The sequence below is a fragment of the Enterovibrio norvegicus DSM 15893 genome (genome assembly GCF_900115495.1).
Taxonomy (GTDB): Bacteria; Pseudomonadota; Gammaproteobacteria; order Enterobacterales; family Vibrionaceae; genus Enterovibrio; species Enterovibrio norvegicus.
The window spans coordinates 81,841-99,750 of the sequence record NZ_FOWR01000008.1 but is presented as its reverse complement, the minus strand read 5'-3'; the positions used below and the strand labels follow the sequence as shown (position 1 = coordinate 99,750).

Genomic DNA, 17,910 nt, shown 5'->3' with positions numbered 1-17,910 from the left:
TGTGTTCGCGAGACGTGAGGATTAACGCGCGCGGAAGATAATGCGACCTTTCGACAAATCGTAAGGTGTCATTTCAACAGTAACTTTGTCACCCGTTAGGATGCGGATATAGTTCTTACGCATCTTACCAGAGATGTGAGCAGTAACTACGTGGCCGTTCTCAAGTTCTACGCGAAACATAGTGTTTGGCAGGGTGTCCAATACGGTACCTTGCAGTTCAATTACGTCTTCTTTTGCCATTTAATCCTCTTAGGCTATCTCTCAGCCATTTTTTGACTGGCAGATAATGCCTTGATTGTTTGAGTCTGTAAAGTTCAGGGCCGAAATTTTACCCCTTTGTATTCACAGTGACCAGCAAAAATCCGCCAGAGGTCTAAGTTTGGCGTGATTCAGGCCAGAATTTATGGCGTATTGGCGAAATCAATGATGATAAATCAAGCGTATATAATATCTGATGCACAAAGGGTGGCTCAGATTGGAATGTGGTTATTTCTCTAAAGAAACCCATTCACCCGCAATGTAACGTTGGTTAGGTTTGAATTTTTCTTTGTAGCGCATTGCACTGCACGCATCGATTTGGAAGCCAAGATAGAGCCAAGGTTTCTGATTTTCGCTTGCCAATGTCAATTGGGCGAGCACACAAAGTGAACCCAACGACCATGAGTGGTCAGGGTCGAAGAAGCTGTAAATGGCACTGTAACCTGCGTCAATGTCATCTGTGACAGCGATGGCGATTAATTGGTTTTGGTCATAGACATGAAGGTAACGTACCCTGAGCCAGTCACTTTGCACGAACGACAGAAAGTCGTCTTTGCGTGCGGGGAACATAGAGCCATCACGATGGCGAGCAGAAATATATCGGTCATAGAGTTCAAACCAATTGTCATCGAGTGTGTCCTTCAGTTGAAGGTCGAGTCGTTTCAATTGATTGAGCTGTCTTTTCTGGCTCTTGGATGGTTGGAAGTGCTCCGCCGACACGCGCAGTGAATGGCACGCGGTGCAAGCACCACAATGCGGCCGATAAATGTTATTGCCACTGCGTCGAAAACCCGCTTGCACGAGAGCGTTATAGCCTTCGCTTGAGAGCACATCATCATCCATCACAATGGCAATGGATTCTTTCTCTGAGGGCAGGTAATTGCAAGGTGATGCCGCCATGACACCGAGTTTAATGGCATGTTTAATCATCCTGCACTCCTAGACATTGCGGTGTATACACGGATTCATCAAGCTTAACTTTCTTGAGTGCCTCTAATTCAGTCAAGAAGGCATCTCGTGATATGGCCTGAGCGCCCATAGACGCTAAATGCTCGGTCATCATCTGACAATCCACCCATAGACCGCCATGGCGGCGAAAATGCTCACAGAAGAACCACAGCGCCGTTTTAGAGGCATTGGGTTTGAGCGAAAACATCGACTCACCACAAAACATCGCACCGACACTGACCCCATAAAGCCCACCAACGAGTTCATCACCTTGCCATACCTCTACGCTGTGGGCACTACCTTGACGATGAAGTGCTTTGTAGGCGCTGCGCATTTCAGGGGTAATCCACACCATGTCTTCGCCTCGGATCAAGGCGCAATGTTGGATGACGTCATCAAAACGATGATTAATCGATACGCGATACCCATTTTTACGCACAAATTTTCGCAGGCTTTTCTGAGGTGAGAAACGTGTTGGGTGAATGACTGCTCGTTCAGAGGGAGACCACCACAAAATGGGTTCATCGACGCCAAACCATGGAAAGATCCCTTGGTGGTAAGCCGATGCTAATCGACGAGGAGAAAGATCGCCGCCTATTGCAAGTAATCCATCAGGATCATCGAGCGCTGATGAAATGGGCGGAAAATGCTCAGGCTTGTTGTCATCTAATGGCGGTAAATAAATGGTCATTCAATGATCCGATGTTCCGAGGTGAAAAATGAGACAGAGAAGCGGCGAAGACGCCAACAAAAAGGGAGCCGAAGCTCCCTTAAGTATACAATCTGAAACGCATTACTGAATACGTTGCAACAAACTTGTGTAACGTCCGCCAGCAGCTTTCAAATCACAGTGTGAACCTTGCTCGATAATGCCACCTTCGTCCATCAGACAAATGGTATCCATGTCTTTTAGGCCAACCAGTCTGTGTGTAATGAACAACACGGTTTTACCTTCGCTGTGTTCAAGCAGTAAAGATAAGATCTGTTGTTCGGTTTTCACGTCTAGCCCTTCGGTAGGTTCATCCAGCAACAAAATTGGCGCATCACGCAACAACGCACGCGCAATGCCAAGACGACGTCGCTCACCACCTGAAAGCTGACGACCACCATCTCCCAACCAGGTATTCAGCCCTGGCCCCTCAAGCAAGGCTGATAGGCCTACTTTATGGATGACGTCGAGCAGTTCTTCGTCAGTAGCCGCAGGCTTTGCCATGGCGAGGTTGCTGCGCAACGCACCATTAAAAAGATCCACGCGTTGACTGACGACAGCCACGGACGAACGCAGCGCAGATTCTCGCCACGTTGAAAGTGGCACGTTATCGACGCGTATTTCACCTTCAGATGGATCCCAAGCGCGGGTAATCAATTGCAGTAGGGTTGATTTACCACAGCCTGTTCGCCCAAGCAGCGCGACTTTCTCACCGGCTTTGATGTGAAGAGAGACGTTTTCAACGGCGGTTTGGTCTGCACCGTGATAGCGATACGTCACCGATTCAAACGTGATGTCGCCCTTTGCGGTGTTGTTATAGCCCAACGGGTCAAACGGTGTTTCGGGTGTCGCTTCAATGATTTCATTCAAGCGTTTGGCTGATGTCACTGTCTGGCTTAGGTACTGGAAGGCACCCGCGACAGGCATCATTAACTCAAAGCTTGCCATGGTGGCAAAGGCAACCATAGCGACCATTGGGTTGGGATAATCCCCTCCGACCCCATCAGCGGCTAGCCAAAGCATTAGCACCAGTGTTAAGCCATTTGCCGCTAAGAGCACTCCGTTCGCGAGGCCTGTTATCCCGGCCATTTGGCGTTGTGCGTTGAGCAAACACTTCTCATCGCTATGCGCTTGTTGGCGGTAACGTTCTGCGGCACCAAAAATCTGCAGCTCGGCATGGCCTTGAAGCCAATCAAGCAAGGAGGTACGCAAACGCGATTTTGCCTGGGTCATTTCAGCGCCGTGTGGACGACCAAGAACGAAGAACACCACAGGCAAGATAAACATCAGTGCAAAAAGTATGCTGCCGAGTGTTAAACCGATAGCAGGGTCGAACCAATACAGAAAACCACTGATGCTGAGAATGCCTAACACGCCCACAATCATCGGGCTGACGAGACGCAAGTAAACGTGGTCCATGGCATCAACATCGGCCACTAATCGGTTGAGGATATCGGCATCACGTAGGTTGCCGACTTTTCCTGGGATCAACGGTGTGAGTTTCTCAAAGAAGAAAATACGGAGATCAGCAAGCAACTTGAATGTTGCGTTGTGACTCACCACGCGCTCACCCCAACGTCCAGCAGTTCGCGCAATGGAGAAACCACGAACACCTGCGGCAGGAAGCATGTAATTGAAGTTTTGTGTTGCAGCAAGACCTGCAACAGCCGACGCAGCAATGAACCAGCCTGACAGGGTCAGCAAACCAATTGCGGCGGCGAGGGTAGCGAATGACAACAACATGCCCAAAGACAGGCCGAACCAATGCTTTTTATAGAGTTTTAGAAAAGGAATGAGATCACGCATCTAAGTCACTCCTGTCTACGGCATGGATCATTTCTGCAAATACGCCGACATCTTTGAGCGTATCGAAGGTGCCTTGTTGAACCAGTTTACCCTTGTCCATCACGAGGATTTGATCGCTCTCTCCCAGTTGGTCAATGCGATGAGTGATCAACAAGGTTGTTGCGTCTTTTGTTGCTTGGCTCAAGCTCGCCATCACCAATTTTTCGCTAGCAGCGTCAAGGCTCGCTGTCGGTTCATCAAGTACCCAGAATTTGCCGTTCTGCAGCAATGCGCGTGCAACGGCGATGCGCTGTGCCTGACCAACGGAAAGACCTGCGGCGCGATCGCCTACATGGTGGTCGTAGCCGTTTTCAAGCTTAGAAATAAATTCGTCAGCGTAGGCGGCTTTCGCCATTGTGTGCATGTCAGCGTCTGAGGTGAGCGTTGATGATAAGCAGATATTGTCTCGAATGGTCCCGTGGAACAGTTGTGGGTTTTGCCCAACCCAACTGACCTGCTTGCGCCAATGTGAAAGATCGGCAGAGTTTAGCTCAATATCATTCATTTTAAGACTGCCCCGGTAAGGCAGGAAACCAAGTAGGGCATTGATTAAGCTGGTTTTTCCTGCACCGCTTTGTCCAACGAGAGCCACTTTTTGTCCGGCTTGAATTGAGAAGCTAAGAGGGCCGGCTAGCACGGCACCATCGGGGCTCAGTACTTCGAGGTCTGTTGCTTCAAGCGTGATGACGTCAGACGCAATCTTTGCATCTCCCGAAGACTGATGTTCAGGCGTTGAGTCTAAGAAGTTTACGATGGATTCTGCCGCACCAATGGCTTGGGCTTTTGCGTGGTAATAGGTGCCCAGATCCCGCAGTGGTTGATAGAACTCAGGAGCAAGCACCAAGACAAACACACCAATAAAGAGCGTGATGCCGATACCATAATGGCCGAAGTTTAGTTCACCAATGTAACTAAAACCGAAGTACACGGCGGTCACCGCAATCGACAACGCTGTGAAGAATTCAAGCACCGCGGACGACAAGAATGCGAGGCGCAACACTTCCATAGTGCGTTTGCGAAAATCTTCAGAGGCTACGCGAAGGTGTTTGCTTTCTGCTTCCGCTTGGTCAAATAAACGGATGGTTGATAAGCCGCGAAGGCGATCGTAGAAATGCCCAGACAGGCGTTGTAACGCTTTAAAGTTACGGCGGTTTGCATCTGCTGCACCCATGCCGACCAGTGCCATAAAGAAGGGCACCAGAGGGGCCGTAACAAGGAAGATCAATCCTGCCGCCCAGTTAAGCGGGAACACGACGATAAGAATCACAAACGGAATAAGAACGGCAATGGCCATTTGAGGCAGATAGCGAGCAAAGAAATCCTGCATCTCCTCAACTTGTTCAAGCACTAGACTTGCCCACGTACCGGCGGGTTTTCCTTGGATTGTCGCAGGACCTAGGGTTTCTAACTTATCCATAATGAGATGACGGATGTGCAAGCGAACTGCTTCACCCGCACGGTAGCCGGCTTGTTCTTTGCCCCAGCTACAAACGGCGCGAAGGCAAACGATAACGGCGAGACCGACGAAAGAGAGCCAAAGATCGGCTTTGTCGGTATGTTCAATAATAAGTTCATGCAGAATATTGGCTAGCAGAGCCGCTTGTGCGACTAAAAACAAACCTGACAAAAATGCCAAGCCGATTGCTGTCATGAGCCATGTTTTGCCTAGCTTGCTCTGCCCCTTAAGCCATTGGGCGAGAGAGCGCTGTTTCTTTTTATCCATAAAACTTCATTGGTATAGGTATGGGAAGGCGGGTATGGCAAAGCAAAGGCCTGCAAGTGAGCAGGCCTAGAAGTCGTGTTTTACTTGGTTTTTTCTTTTGCATCAAGGAAGCGCTCAGCATCAAGTGCTGCCATACAACCTGTGCCCGCAGACGTGATAGCCTGACGGTAGATGTGATCCATGACGTCACCCGCCGCGAAGACACCTTCAATGCTGGTTTGTGTCGCGTTACCTTCAAGGCCTGACTGCACTTTAATGTAACCATTGTGCATGTCGAGTTGGCCTTCAAAAATGCCAGTATTTGGTTTGTGACCAATCGCCACGAACAGACCCATTACGTCGACTTCTTCTGTCGCATCAGATTGCGTGTCTTTAATACGAACGCCTGTCACGCCCATGTCGTCACCCAGCACTTCATCAAGAACACGATCTGTGTGCAGAACGATGTTGCCGTTCTCTACTTTGTCCATTAGACGGCTGATCAAAATTTTCTCAGCACGGAATGTGTCACGACGGTGGATAAGGTGAACTTCAGAGGCAATGTTTGCAAGGTACAATGCTTCTTCTACTGCGGTGTTACCACCACCGATAACCGCCACTTTTTGGTTGCGGTAGAAGAAACCATCACATGTCGCACACGCTGATACGCCGCGACCTTTGAAGTTTTCTTCTGATTCCATACCTAAGTATTGTGCAGACGCGCCAGTAGCAATGATCAATGCATCACATGTGTATTCGCCGTTATCACCTTTCAAACGAAAAGGACGTTGCGTCAGGTCGGTTTCGTTGATGTGGTCGAACAGGATTTCTGTGTCGAACTTCTCTGCATGTTCTTTCATGCGATCCATCAATGCAGGGCCTGTTAGTCCTTCTGCATCACCCGGCCAGTTCTCAACATCAGTCGTGGTCGTTAGCTGACCGCCCTGTTGAATACCCGTTACCATTACCGGGTTAAGGTTTGCCCGCGCAGCATAAACTGCGGCGGTGTAACCAGCAGGACCAGAACCTAAGATAAGAAGGCTTGCATGCTTTACGTTGCTCATTATTTCTCCGGGTGGATTTTGTATTTATATTGAAGCTGATTGTAGGGAAAATAAGAAGCTAAAGAAAGGGCACCGTGCGGTGCCCTTAATCTAAAAATGTTATCACTTATTACTTATCTACTACGCAAGCGCCGCTCGCGGATCAACAAATTCTAAGTCGAAAGATTCTGCGACCTCTTTAATGGTCACTTTCCCATCGATGACGTTCAAGCCATTTAGCAGGTTATCGTCAGTTAATAATGCCTCGCGGTAGCCTTGGTTTGCCAGCTTAACGATATAAGGAAGTGTCGCGTTATTGAGGGCAAAAGTAGACGTTCGTGCTACAGCGCCAGGCATGTTTGCGACACAGTAGTGAACAACATCATCAACGATGTAGGTTGGATCGGCGTGGGTGGTAGCGTGAGACGTTTCGAAACAACCGCCTTGATCAATGGCGACATCCACCACGGCTGCGCCCGGTTTCATACGCTTGATATGACCAGCGTTTACCAATTTTGGTGCTGCCGCACCAGGGATGAGTACTGCTCCGATGACCAAATCTGCGGCGAGAACGTGCTTTTCGAGAATTTCTTCTGTTGAGTAGAGCACTTTAGCGCGTCCTTGGAACTCTTCATCGAGGGCACGCAGTGTATCAATGTTGCGATCTAAGATGGTTACATCAGCACGCATGCCAACGGCCATTCTTGCAGCATTTGAACCAACTACACCACCACCCAACACGACGATTTTCGCGGGTTCAACGCCAGGAACGCCGCCTAGCAGCATTCCTGCACCGCCACGGGATTTTTCAAGTGCCTGCGCACCTGCTTGGATCGACATTCGACCAGCAACTTCGGACATAGGGGCAAGGAGTGGCAATCTACCCTTAGAATCTGTTACGGTTTCATAGGCTATACAGACAGCTTTGCTCTTGATAAGGTCTTGTGTCTGTGGAAAATCTGGTGCAAGGTGCAAATAAGTAAACAAAATTTGCCCTTCGCGAAGCATGGCACGTTCAACAGCCTGCGGCTCTTTAACTTTTACAATCATTTCGGCGATCGCGAAGACGTCTTCAGCCGTGGGCAATATTGTTGCGCCTGCTTGAACATAGTCATCGTCGCTGAAGCCGATCCCCATGCCTGCCTGTGACTGGACGTTAACTGAGTGGCCACGGGAAGTGAGTTCTCGAACGCTAGCAGGGACCATGCCTACACGGTACTCGTGGTTTTTGATTTCTTTAGGTACACCAATGATCATCCTGATTCCTCGATTCTTTGTAGAGTTATTAGCTAGTGTTTTGTGTTATTGTTGTATTTAGAGCTAGTATAGTTCGCAAAAAGCCAGATTTGATGCTAAATATTAAAGTTATGTTAGGAAAAATGGCATTTAACATTGCAAGGACGTAAGAAGGTGGAATAAAAAATGGTTGACGCCAAAAAGAAACCCTCCAAGGAATTGGACCGTATAGATAGAAATATTCTTAATGAGCTACAAAAGGATGGGCGTGTATCTAACGTCGAGTTGTCGAAGCGTGTAGGCCTGTCGCCAACACCGTGTCTAGAGCGTGTTAGACGTCTAGAGAGACAAGGTTACATCAGCGGGTATACCGCGTTACTTAACCCTCAGTTCCTTGACGCTTCTCTGTTAGTTTTCGTTGAAATTACGCTTAACCGTGGTGCGCCGGATGTTTTCGAGCAATTCAACAAAGCCGTTCAGCAGTTAGAAGACATTCAGGAGTGTCACCTTGTATCCGGTGACTTCGATTACCTTTTGAAAACCCGCGTTTCTGATATGTCTGCATACCGTAAGTTGTTAGGCGAAACATTGCTTCGTCTTCCAGGTGTTAATGACACCCGTACCTACGTGGTGATGGAAGAGGTTAAGCAGACCAATCATTTGGTCATTAAAACGCGTTAGTAACCTCACACCGCTCGGACACATTGGGCTTAGAAGAGTGTTATATTCTACAAACCGAGTAGCTTGCTGCTCGGTTTGTTTTTTTGTTTGGTGTACACTTTTGCAAAAGGCTGATGTGTTGAGTGATTTATGCTTTGTAACTCAACAATTCACCAACATAAACAATCGTAACCCTTCACCGATGGTATGGGATGGCAAAAACGTAGAATAACGAAGCCAACATACGCAGATCGGAATAAGATTAAATAGATAGGTGATAATGGAGTTTTCCTTGCGTCAGGAGCACAAACAGACAGAGACCCCGCGTCGATTAAACGGAAGGCAGCGCTTGAAAGAAACCGCGCTCATTCTCGCTTTGCTGTCAGCCGTGTTTATCCTAGTTTCTCTCCTCAGTTATGACTCAGCAGATCCATCTTGGTCTCAAACCGCGTGGGATGGGCCTGTTCAGAACGCCGCAGGCACATTTGGTGCTTGGGTGGCAGATACCTTCTTTTTCTCTCTTGGCACGTTAGCGTACCCACTTCCGCTGTTGCTTGTTCTCGGTGGATGGGTGTTCTTCCGCCGTCGTGGAGAGTCTGAACCTTTAAACTATACCATCCTCGCCACACGCATCCTCGGTGTGGTGCTGTTGTTCTTGACCAGTTGTGGCCTTGCCGATCTGAATTTCGATGATTTTTGGTATTTCTCATCCGGTGGGGTAGTGGGGGATGTGCTGTCAGGCATCGCGCTGCCTCTGTTTAATATTCTGGGAACAACGCTCGTGTTTCTGTTCTTATGGGCAGCGGGTTTCACGCTGTTCACGGGTATTTCATGGTTGACCATTGTGGATACCTTGGGCGAAAAGACGTTATTTGCGGCGACTTGGGTTGTTAACCGCGTGCGTGGCGATAAACCGCAGATGCTTGGCTCAACGGTTGATACCTCAGAAAGCGTTGAACTGTCGGATGCCGATAAAGACGATCCATTGTTCGTGCAACAAACCAAAACGGATGGCCGTGAACTCGCCGATCTGACGGCACTGAACAAGGTGCAACGCGTTGAACCGCAAGAGGGCGCGCCTGCGCCTATTATCCATGCTACTTCGACAACGTCGCTTAGCCCCGAGCGCCCGATACCTGTAACAGCAGCCATTGCCGCCACCGTTTCTGGTGCAGCATTGGCGGGTGAATCCGCTGAACGAAAAGAACCGACTATCAGCTTTGACGATGCCCAGGTTGAGGATGATTTCTTGCTGTCACCGTCTTCGTCGGTGGTTGAACAAGGACCAGTCTCGGACGACAGTGTGCTAGGTGATACCGCAGCATCATTTGAAATGAATGATCGCGATGAACCGCCGTTCGCTATTGATGAAAACGAAGGCTTCACACCGAATTTAGCACCAAGTGTTGATGCCGTGCCGCAAAGCGTTTCTCAGAACGCAGCGTTGAACGATACACTTGAGCAAGACGACGATGATGTTCGTACGACAAAAGAGAGTGCAAACAACGAGTCGGTCGACGCGCAAGCAGAATGGGACGTCGTTGAAGAGTCACAAAGTGAAGCTGAAGCGAGAGAGATTGCGATTGGTAATACCGATGGGTTATCCGAGCTTGATCGTGCCCAAGCACAATCTGTGATCCCTGATGAGGAAGACCCTTTCCTCGAAACCATTCGTGAAGCACAAAAAAATGCCGCAGGTGCAACACACCCATTTTTGATTAAAGACGAGCCAAACCTACCAAAACCGGCTGAGCCTCTACCTACGTTGGATTTGCTCGATCCGGCGCGCAAAACAGCGACACGTGCTTCTGACGAAGAGTTGCAATACCAAGCGAGGCTGATTGAAACGCGTCTTGAAGATTACAAAATCAAGGTCACCGTAAAAGGTATCTTCCCTGGTCCCGTCATTACACGCTTCGAGCTAGAGCTTGCGCCTGGAGTGAAAGTAAGCCGCATCATGGGCTTGTCGAAAGACATCGCACGTTCGCTGTCTACCAGTGCGGTGCGCGTTGTAGACGTGATCCCTGGTAAGCCTTACATCGGTCTTGAGCTTCCAAACACGAGCCGTGAAACCGTCTTTATGTCAGAAGTCGTCGCGAGTGAACGCTTCCAAACCTCTAAGTCGCCGCTTTCTGTGGTGCTGGGTAAAGACATCGCCGGTGAAGCGGTTGTGACAGACCTAGCGAAAGCCCCGCACATGCTGGTGGCAGGTACGACAGGTTCGGGTAAATCCGTGGGCGTAAACGTCATGATTGTCAGCATGCTGTACAAAGCGGGCCCAGAAGATGTTCGCTTCATCATGATTGACCCGAAAATGTTGGAATTGTCGGTTTATGAAGGTATTCCACACCTTCTTACCGAAGTGGTGACCGACATGAAAGATGCCGGTAACGCGCTACGTTGGTGTGTGGCCGAAATGGAACGTCGTTATAAACTGATGTCAGCCCTTGGTGTACGTAACATCGCAGGCTTTAATGACAAGGTTAAAGAAGCCAATGACGCGAACCATCCTATTCCTGATCCGCTCTGGAAACCGGGCGACAGCATGGATGAAACAGCCCCTGTTTTAGAAAAACTTCCCTACATTGTTGTCATTGTCGATGAATTTGCTGACTTAATGATGGTCGTAGGTAAGAAGGTCGAAGAATTGATTGCTCGCTTGGCGCAAAAAGCGCGTGCGGCAGGTATTCACCTTGTACTGGCAACACAACGCCCATCGGTTGATGTAATTACTGGTTTGATCAAAGCGAACATCCCAACCCGAATGGCGTTCACGGTATCCACCAAAACCGACTCCCGCACCATTCTTGACCAAGGTGGCGCAGAGTCGCTGCTGGGTATGGGTGATATGTTGTTCATGCCGAATGGCTCTAACCATCCTGCACGTGTGCATGGTGCGTTTGTAAACGATGACGAAGTTCACCGCGTAGTCAGTAACTGGAAAGCGCGTGGTAAGCCGCAGTACATCACCGACATTACGAATGGCGACCAAGGCTCTGAAGGTCTGTTACCGGGCGAAGCCGCCGAAGGTGCAGATGGTGATGAGCTGGATCAGCTGTTTGATCAGGTCGTTGAATTTGTGACTGAATCGCGCAGAGCGTCAGTCTCCGGCGTACAGCGCCGATTTAAAATTGGTTATAACCGCGCTGCACGAATTGTTGAACAACTCGAAGTGCAGGGCATAGTGAGTCCACCCGGGCATAACTCAAATCGCGAAGTGTTGGCACCGCCACCTCCTTCGAGAGATTGATTGGAATGATACGAATGAAGAAGATGTTGTTGTCTCTGCTGCTGATTGCACCTGCTGTGTTTGCGTCTCCTCAGCAAGAGTTGAATACGCGTCTTGATAAGCTGAACAGCTTTACCGCTGCGTTCAACCAAACGGTAACCAGCCCTGAGGGCGAGGTGATCAGTGAAGGTGAAGGCACCCTCGCAATGAAGCGTCCAAACTTGTTTAACTGGGAAACGGTAACGCCTGATGAGAACCTACTGATCTCAGACGGTAAAACCTTGTGGTATTACAGTCCGTTTATTGAGCAAGTCACCGCGATGTGGTTAGACGATGCAACGTCTCAGACCCCGTTTGTGTTGCTAACGCGTAATGACCCTGCGGATTGGCAGAACTACAATGTGAGCCAAGACGGTGACAAGTTTGTGTTGTCGCCAAAGCAAGCGTCTAACTTGGGTGAGTTCGTTGTGACTGTTCGTCCTGATGGCCGCATTTCTGATTTTGCAGTGGTTGAACAAGATGGCCAAATGAGCCGTTTTGCCCTCGACAATGTCAAAAATGCGTCGCCAAGCGCATCACTTTTCAGCTTTACTGTTCCTGAAGGCGTAGAGCTGGACGACCAACGACAGTAAAACGAGTATTTCCTCTTGAGCAATTTAAGTCTCGATTTCGCCGATGACTTTCGTCCATTGGCCGCGCGTATGCGGCCAACGAACTTGGCCGAATACATCGGACAAAAACACCTGTTGAGTGAAGGCAAACCGCTTCGACGCGCGTTAGAAAGTGGCCAACTGCATTCCATGATTTTATGGGGGCCACCGGGAACAGGGAAAACCACGTTAGCGGAAGTCGCTGCGGGTTATTCGAACGCGGAAATTGAACGCGTGTCTGCGGTTACCTCAGGGGTGAAAGACATTCGTCTTGCCATTGAAAAAGCGCGAGAGAACCAGCTGGTAGGACGCCGTACTATCCTGTTTGTGGATGAGGTGCATCGCTTCAACAAAAGCCAGCAAGACGCGTTCTTGCCGCATATCGAAGATGGCACCATCACGTTTATCGGTGCGACGACAGAAAACCCTTCCTTTGAATTAAACAACGCACTGTTGTCTCGAGCGCGTGTTTACAAGCTGACATCGCTAGACAAAGACGACATCCTTGACGTTATCGAGCAAGCGCTGACGGATGAAACTCGAGGTCTTGGCGCGGAGAAGCTCCATTTCCTTGAGGGTGTCAAAGAACAACTGGCGAACTTCACGTCTGGTGATGCACGCATGACGTTGAACTATCTTGAGCTACTGTCAGACATGGCAGAACCAGATAGCAAAGGCCAGAAGAACATTTCACTCGAATTGTTGGCGGAAGTCGCGGGTGAAAAAATCGCGCGCTTCGATAACAAGGGCGATCTTTGGTACGACTTGATTTCTGCCTTCCATAAATCAGTGCGTGGTTCAGACCCTGATGCTGCCCTTTATTGGTATGCACGCATTATCACCGCAGGTGGTGATCCACTTTATGTGGCAAGACGATTATTAGCCATTGCCTCCGAAGATATTGGGAATGCCGATCCCCGTGCGATGGAAATCGCGATCAACGCGTGGGATTGCTTTACACGTGTTGGCCCTTCTGAAGGCGAACGCGCCATCGCACAGGCAACGGTTTACCTCGCGTGTGCTCCCAAAAGCAACGCTGTTTATACCGCATGGAAACAAGCCTTACGTGATGCTCAGATGCACCCTGATTTTGACGTGCCGAACCATCTTCGTAACGCCCCGACCACATTGATGAAAGAAATGGGGTACGGTGATGGGTATCGCTATGCCCATGACGAACCAAACGCTTATGCGGCAGGAGAAAGCTATTTCCCAGCTGAAATGAAAGGAACGCGGTATTACGAACCCGTAAATCGTGGACTGGAAATTAAAATCGCTGAGAAGTTGGCATTTCTTGAACAATTGGACGCAAATAGCCCTCAAAAACGCTAGGAAAAAAGGGGTATTTTGGGTATTGTTTAAACCCATAAATACCCACTGTCTGCGATACAAATATCTCTCGATTTAGCGGGTACAGATCCTTTCATATTGGCGCTGTCATATTAGTGCGTGGCAGCGTTAAGTCTTTTTCAGGCACTGTTAGATAACGATTCACAGGATTAACATGCTGGATTCTAAACTACTTCGTACCGAGCTGGACGCAACAGCTGAAAAACTGGCGCGTCGTGGCTTTAAGCTTGACGTCGATACACTTCGCGACCTTGAAGAAAAACGCAAATCGCTACAAGTTTGCACAGAAGAGCTGCAAGCAGAGCGTAACTCTCGTTCCAAGTCCATCGGTCAAGCGAAAGCGAAAGGCGAAGACATCCAGCCACTGCTGGCAGAAGTTGAAAACCTTGGCGACGAGCTGAACAAAGCAAAAGCAGAATTGGCTGATCTTCAAAACGAATTGAACGCCATTGTTCAATCTGTGCCAAACGTCGCTGATGATGCAGTGCCGGTTGGTAAAGACGAATCTGAAAACGTTGAAATCTCTGTTTGGGGTGAACCTAAATCTTACGATTTCGACGTGAAAGACCACGTTGATCTTGGCGAGCTTTCTGGCGGCCTGGATTTCGCAAGCGCCGTTAAATTGTCTGGTTCACGTTTCATCGTGATGAAAGGCCAAATGGCGCGTCTGCACCGTGCAATTGCACAGTTCATGCTAGATCTTCACACCACTGAGCACGGCTACACAGAAATGTATGTGCCTTACTTGGTGAACGCTGACAGCTTGTTTGGTACAGGTCAATTGCCGAAGTTCGGTGAGGATTTGTTCCACACGCAACCAGCGACGGAAGAAGGCGTTGGCATGTCGTTGATCCCAACGGCTGAAGTACCGTTGACCAACATGGTTCGCGATACCATCGTCGATGAAGCTGATCTGCCAATTCGCATGACTGCTCATACACCATGCTTCCGCTCAGAAGCGGGTTCTTACGGTCGTGATACACGCGGTCTTATCCGTATGCACCAGTTCGATAAAGTTGAATTGGTTCAAATCGTGAAGCCAGAAGATTCAATGGCAGCACTGGAAGAATTGACGGGCCATGCTGAGAAAGTTCTGCAACTGCTGAACCTGCCATACCGTAAAGTGATCCTGTGTACCGGTGACATGGGCTTCGGCGCAGCGAAAACGTATGACCTAGAAGTATGGGTTCCAGCGCAAGCGACGTATCGCGAGATTTCTTCATGTTCGAACATGACAGACTTCCAAGCGCGTCGTATGCAAGCTCGCTTCCGTCGTAAATCAGAGAAGAAGCCTGAGCTTCTTCATACGCTGAACGGCTCTGGTTTGGCTGTTGGCCGTACTATGGTAGCAATCCTAGAAAACTACCAGCTTGAAGATGGACGTATTGAAGTGCCTGAAGTACTTCGTCCGTACATGGGTGGCCTTGCTCACATCGGCTAAGCATGTAAGACACGATATTGAAAACCGGCCCTCATTGGCCGGTTTTTTTATGTCTTTTATCTGTAAAACGTCAAATCTACGTCACACGTTAAACCTCAGAGATTGCAGAAAATCTGATGCTTTTGCCGCCGTCCTCTTAGCGAGCTGTATCGATGCGGCAATGCACAACTGATAAAGTTATTGACAGCTATTCTATTGAATAAAAAGGAAAATCTCATTTTTAGCACGTAAGTGATTAATTAATCAGAACCTTGCTCTTACAGATGAAATATTTCGTCTAGTATTAATTACAAGAAATATGTCTCACTAAACAAAGGGTAGTGCCGTATGCGAGTCAATAATCCTGTAACGGACAAGGAAATCCGATTTCCGGTCGATTACAACTTACTATCCACGACGGATACACGCGGGATCATCAAATACGTGAGTGATGAATTCTGCGAAGTAGCAGGTTACACGCGCGACGAATTGATTGGACAGCCACATAACATGGTCCGTCACCCGTCTATGCCGCCAGCCGCATTCCAGAATATGTGGGACTTCATAAAGTCCGGCAAGTCGTGGATGGGCATGGTTAAAAACCGTTCCCAAAATGGTGATCACTACTGGGTAAATGCGTTTGCATCACCGATTAAATCGAACGGACAGATTGTTGAGTATCAATCAGTGCGTATGGTTCCTGACAGGAAAGCGGTAGACCGCGCAGAAAAATTGTATCCGCAGCTTTTAGCCGGCAAGACACCATCAGCTTTGAAAATGCCAAGAAGTCGACTGTGGCAGCGTGCGTCAATGTGGTTTGTTCTTTCTGCTGTACTTGCTGGCGGTGCAGGGTTCTTCGGTGGTTTTATCGCCTCTGTCGCCGTACAGCTTGTCGTTTCAATTGTTGCGATATACATGCTGACGCGTCGTCTTGAGCGAGTGACGTCGAGAGCAAGAAGTGCTTATGACAACCCGTTAATGGAATTCATCTACAACGGCGCAATTGATGATGTGTCTGAAATCGAGTTGGCGCTGAAAATGCGTGAAGCTGAATTGAATGCTGTTGTTGGTCGTATCATGGATGGCAGTGATCAGGTGCTTGCAGCTGCAAACCTTGCGAAAGAGAACGGTCAACGTACATCGTCGAACCTAGACCGACAAAATGCAGAAACCGATCAAATTGCAGCAGCGATTAATCAAATGTCTGCAACTGCCAATGATATGTCAGGGAACACACAGAGTGCCTCTGACGCGGCGATGGAAGCCCAAGAAGCGACCCTTGCAGGGATGGAAACCGTCGGTAAAACGGTTGATGCCATTCAACACCTTGCTAAACAATTGGATACGGCATCGAGTGTTATTTCTGAACTAGAAGAACACGGTAAGCGCATTGGTGCTGTGTCTGATGTCATCCAAGGTATTGCTGAGCAAACTAACTTGCTGGCGTTGAACGCCGCGATTGAGGCTGCACGAGCCGGTGAACAAGGGCGTGGTTTTGCGGTGGTTGCTGATGAAGTTCGGGCTCTGGCTCAACGAACTCAAGAATCAACCTCTGAAATCCAAGACGTTATCTCGCAGATCCAGAACGGCACTAAGCAAGCGGTTGAATCTATGGAACGCGGCACGGCATTGTCTGTTGATTGTGTATCAAGCGCTGAGCAAGCCGGTGAGGTGTTGAGACGTTCTCAAGAGTTGGTGACAGACATCAATGATAGAAATCACCAAATCGCGACAGCTGTTCAAGAGCAAGCCGCGGTGTCTAATGAAATGAACGGCAATATCCAGTCTGTTTCTGAGGTATCTCAAGAAACGATCAACATTGCCCGTGAGTCAGTCGATGAAGCGGAAACACTCTATCAAGCCCTTCAAGAGCAAAAACGCTTGGTTAAGCAGTTCCGTCGAACTGGCTAGTGCCCTTGTGTTTGGAATACATTGTTTGAGACAAAAAAACCGCCGTCACTGGCGGTTTTTCTTTTTCTATTTGGTGTTCAACGTGATGCATTCTCTCTATGCATTGTGAGGCTTAGGCCATCCTATTGAGAAGCCAAAGCAACCCTGGTCACTTTGTATTCGTTGGTTGCGGCGGTGCGTATTGATAGCTCTTGGTCGAAGAGGTGAAGCAATACTACGCTCAGGTCTGTGCTGATCTTTGTCAGAGATTCGGCGGGAATTTGTCCATCTTCTGCGTGAATGATGGAATCAAAGCGACTGTCGATGCGCTCAAACGCCATTGATGCTTCTGAAGATGTCATCAACGAAAGCTGGTGCATACGTTTTTGCAGTATGCGGCTTTGAAGGTTCACCGATTGCCATGCTGTCGTCTTCCCTTCTGAAAAACGCATGGTGGCTTGTTCAAAGCGCAGTTGCGCTTCTTTGGTATCAATCCAAATCTGCCAGAACGCCTGATACTCCTCGTAAGATGTGTCCGCCATGTTTTCGCTGAAATATGCACGGGTCACTTCATCAATAATATAAACGAGATGATCGGATGCACGCGCATGAATCGCATACCATGCGGCTTTTGATTGGTTAGGCAAGGCTGCGAGTGCGTCCTCCATTCGGCTGTTGAGCACGCGAAAAAGCGGGCGTTGAGGCGCGGCGCATTCACGTTGCATTTTTAGGCAATGTTTATAGATGTCTGAACGCGCCTCTGATGCTTTTGGCGACTGAGGTGCAAGTACAAAGCGTGAGTTGTGTTCATGCAGCATCCAGAGTAGCGTGCGCAGTGAAGAGATCTGAGAGCGGTAGTGCTCCTGCCTTAAATCACGTGAGCGCGTAAAGCTTTTAGCGAACTGACGAAACCAGTTTGGCGTGATGGACGTTAGCATTGTCATAACATTTTCCTCGATAAGAGAGCCTG

Annotated in this window: 14 protein-coding genes; 6 read left to right on the top strand and 8 right to left on the bottom strand. The window is 48.9% G+C overall.

What is annotated here, in order from left to right; genetic code table 11:
* Window positions 1-21: 21 nt before the first annotated feature.
* From infA to ald, 7 genes are all read right to left on the bottom strand, one after another.
* Window positions 22-240, bottom strand: a complete 219-nt coding sequence (gene infA / locus BM082_RS06905; RefSeq protein WP_016961517.1) for a translation initiation factor IF-1 — start codon at window positions 238-240, stop codon at window positions 22-24.
* A 246-nt stretch (window positions 241-486) separates the two neighbouring features.
* Window positions 487-1,188, bottom strand: coding sequence for an arginyltransferase (locus tag BM082_RS06900; RefSeq protein ID WP_074926116.1), 702 nt, complete (start codon window positions 1,186-1,188; stop codon window positions 487-489).
* A complete protein-coding gene (aat, locus tag BM082_RS06895) occupies window positions 1,181-1,897 on the bottom strand; it encodes a leucyl/phenylalanyl-tRNA--protein transferase (protein WP_017012818.1) in 717 nt (238 codons plus the stop codon). The genes BM082_RS06900 and aat overlap by 8 nt, the downstream gene beginning before the upstream one ends.
* 102 nt (window positions 1,898-1,999) lie before the next feature.
* Window positions 2,000-3,721 (bottom strand): heme ABC transporter ATP-binding protein/permease CydC, encoded by a 1,722-nt coding sequence (gene cydC, locus BM082_RS06890; protein ID WP_074926111.1) that lies wholly within the window; start codon window positions 3,719-3,721, stop codon window positions 2,000-2,002.
* Complete coding sequence (gene cydD / locus BM082_RS06885; protein WP_074926106.1) at window positions 3,714-5,483, bottom strand: heme ABC transporter permease/ATP-binding protein CydD; 1,770 nt, start codon at window positions 5,481-5,483, stop codon at window positions 3,714-3,716. Before cydD ends, cydC begins: the two co-directional genes overlap by 8 nt.
* A gap of 80 nt (window positions 5,484-5,563) precedes the next feature.
* A complete protein-coding gene (trxB, locus tag BM082_RS06880) occupies window positions 5,564-6,526 on the bottom strand; it encodes a thioredoxin-disulfide reductase (RefSeq protein WP_017012820.1) in 963 nt (320 codons plus the stop codon).
* A gap of 120 nt (window positions 6,527-6,646) precedes the next feature.
* Entirely contained in the window at window positions 6,647-7,762 is a 1,116-nt protein-coding gene (ald, locus tag BM082_RS06875) for an alanine dehydrogenase (protein WP_017015938.1), read from the bottom strand.
* 165 nt (window positions 7,763-7,927) lie between these two features.
* Here ald and lrp point away from each other — a divergent pair, with 165 nt between their 5' ends.
* From lrp to BM082_RS06845, 6 genes are all read left to right on the top strand, one after another.
* The gene (gene lrp, locus BM082_RS06870; protein ID WP_016961524.1) at window positions 7,928-8,422 is read left to right on the top strand and encodes a leucine-responsive transcriptional regulator Lrp; all 495 of its coding nucleotides are present in this window, start codon (window positions 7,928-7,930) and stop codon (window positions 8,420-8,422) included.
* Window positions 8,423-8,681: 259 nt separating this feature from the next.
* A complete protein-coding gene (locus BM082_RS06865; RefSeq protein ID WP_017012823.1) occupies window positions 8,682-11,651 on the top strand; it encodes a DNA translocase FtsK in 2,970 nt (989 codons plus the stop codon).
* Window positions 11,652-11,665: 14 nt separating this feature from the next.
* Window positions 11,666-12,262 carry an outer membrane lipoprotein periplasmic chaperone LolA gene (lolA, locus tag BM082_RS06860; RefSeq protein ID WP_017012110.1) on the top strand — a complete coding sequence of 199 codons (597 nt, stop codon included), beginning with the start codon at window positions 11,666-11,668 and terminating at the stop codon, window positions 12,260-12,262.
* A gap of 15 nt (window positions 12,263-12,277) precedes the next feature.
* Window positions 12,278-13,612, top strand: coding sequence for a replication-associated recombination protein A (locus BM082_RS06855; RefSeq protein WP_017012109.1), 1,335 nt, complete (start codon window positions 12,278-12,280; stop codon window positions 13,610-13,612).
* 172 nt (window positions 13,613-13,784) lie between these two features.
* A complete protein-coding gene (serS, locus tag BM082_RS06850) occupies window positions 13,785-15,071 on the top strand; it encodes a serine--tRNA ligase (RefSeq protein WP_074926102.1) in 1,287 nt (428 codons plus the stop codon).
* Window positions 15,072-15,398: 327 nt separating this feature from the next.
* Window positions 15,399-16,961 carry a methyl-accepting chemotaxis protein gene (locus tag BM082_RS06845; RefSeq protein ID WP_017012824.1) on the top strand — a complete coding sequence of 521 codons (1,563 nt, stop codon included), beginning with the start codon at window positions 15,399-15,401 and terminating at the stop codon, window positions 16,959-16,961.
* 122 nt (window positions 16,962-17,083) lie between these two features.
* On the opposite strand, the gene BM082_RS06840 is transcribed toward BM082_RS06845, so the two are convergent.
* Window positions 17,084-17,884, bottom strand: coding sequence for a hypothetical protein (locus BM082_RS06840; protein WP_074926097.1), 801 nt, complete (start codon window positions 17,882-17,884; stop codon window positions 17,084-17,086).
* Window positions 17,885-17,910: the final 26 nt, after the last annotated feature.

What these genes read in the sequence shown, in the direction of transcription:
- BM082_RS06865 (WP_017012823.1), top strand. Translation starts at nt 8,682, where the DNA reads ATGGAGTTTTCCTTGCGTCAGGAGCACAAACAGACAGAGACCCCGCGT.
- lolA (WP_017012110.1), top strand. Translation starts at nt 11,666, where the DNA reads ATGAAGAAGATGTTGTTGTCTCTGCTGCTGATTGCACCTGCTGTGTTT.
- BM082_RS06900 (WP_074926116.1), bottom strand. Translation starts at nt 1,188, where the DNA reads ATGATTAAACATGCCATTAAACTCGGTGTCATGGCGGCATCACCTTGC.
- infA (WP_016961517.1), bottom strand. Translation starts at nt 240, where the DNA reads ATGGCAAAAGAAGACGTAATTGAACTGCAAGGTACCGTATTGGACACC.
- serS (WP_074926102.1), top strand. Translation starts at nt 13,785, where the DNA reads ATGCTGGATTCTAAACTACTTCGTACCGAGCTGGACGCAACAGCTGAA.
- aat (WP_017012818.1), bottom strand. Translation starts at nt 1,897, where the DNA reads ATGACCATTTATTTACCGCCATTAGATGACAACAAGCCTGAGCATTTT.
- lrp (WP_016961524.1), top strand. Translation starts at nt 7,928, where the DNA reads ATGGTTGACGCCAAAAAGAAACCCTCCAAGGAATTGGACCGTATAGAT.
- cydC (WP_074926111.1), bottom strand. Translation starts at nt 3,721, where the DNA reads ATGCGTGATCTCATTCCTTTTCTAAAACTCTATAAAAAGCATTGGTTC.
- BM082_RS06840 (WP_074926097.1), bottom strand. Translation starts at nt 17,884, where the DNA reads ATGACAATGCTAACGTCCATCACGCCAAACTGGTTTCGTCAGTTCGCT.
- BM082_RS06845 (WP_017012824.1), top strand. Translation starts at nt 15,399, where the DNA reads ATGCGAGTCAATAATCCTGTAACGGACAAGGAAATCCGATTTCCGGTC.
- cydD (WP_074926106.1), bottom strand. Translation starts at nt 5,483, where the DNA reads ATGGATAAAAAGAAACAGCGCTCTCTCGCCCAATGGCTTAAGGGGCAG.
- ald (WP_017015938.1), bottom strand. Translation starts at nt 7,762, where the DNA reads ATGATCATTGGTGTACCTAAAGAAATCAAAAACCACGAGTACCGTGTA.
- trxB (WP_017012820.1), bottom strand. Translation starts at nt 6,526, where the DNA reads ATGAGCAACGTAAAGCATGCAAGCCTTCTTATCTTAGGTTCTGGTCCT.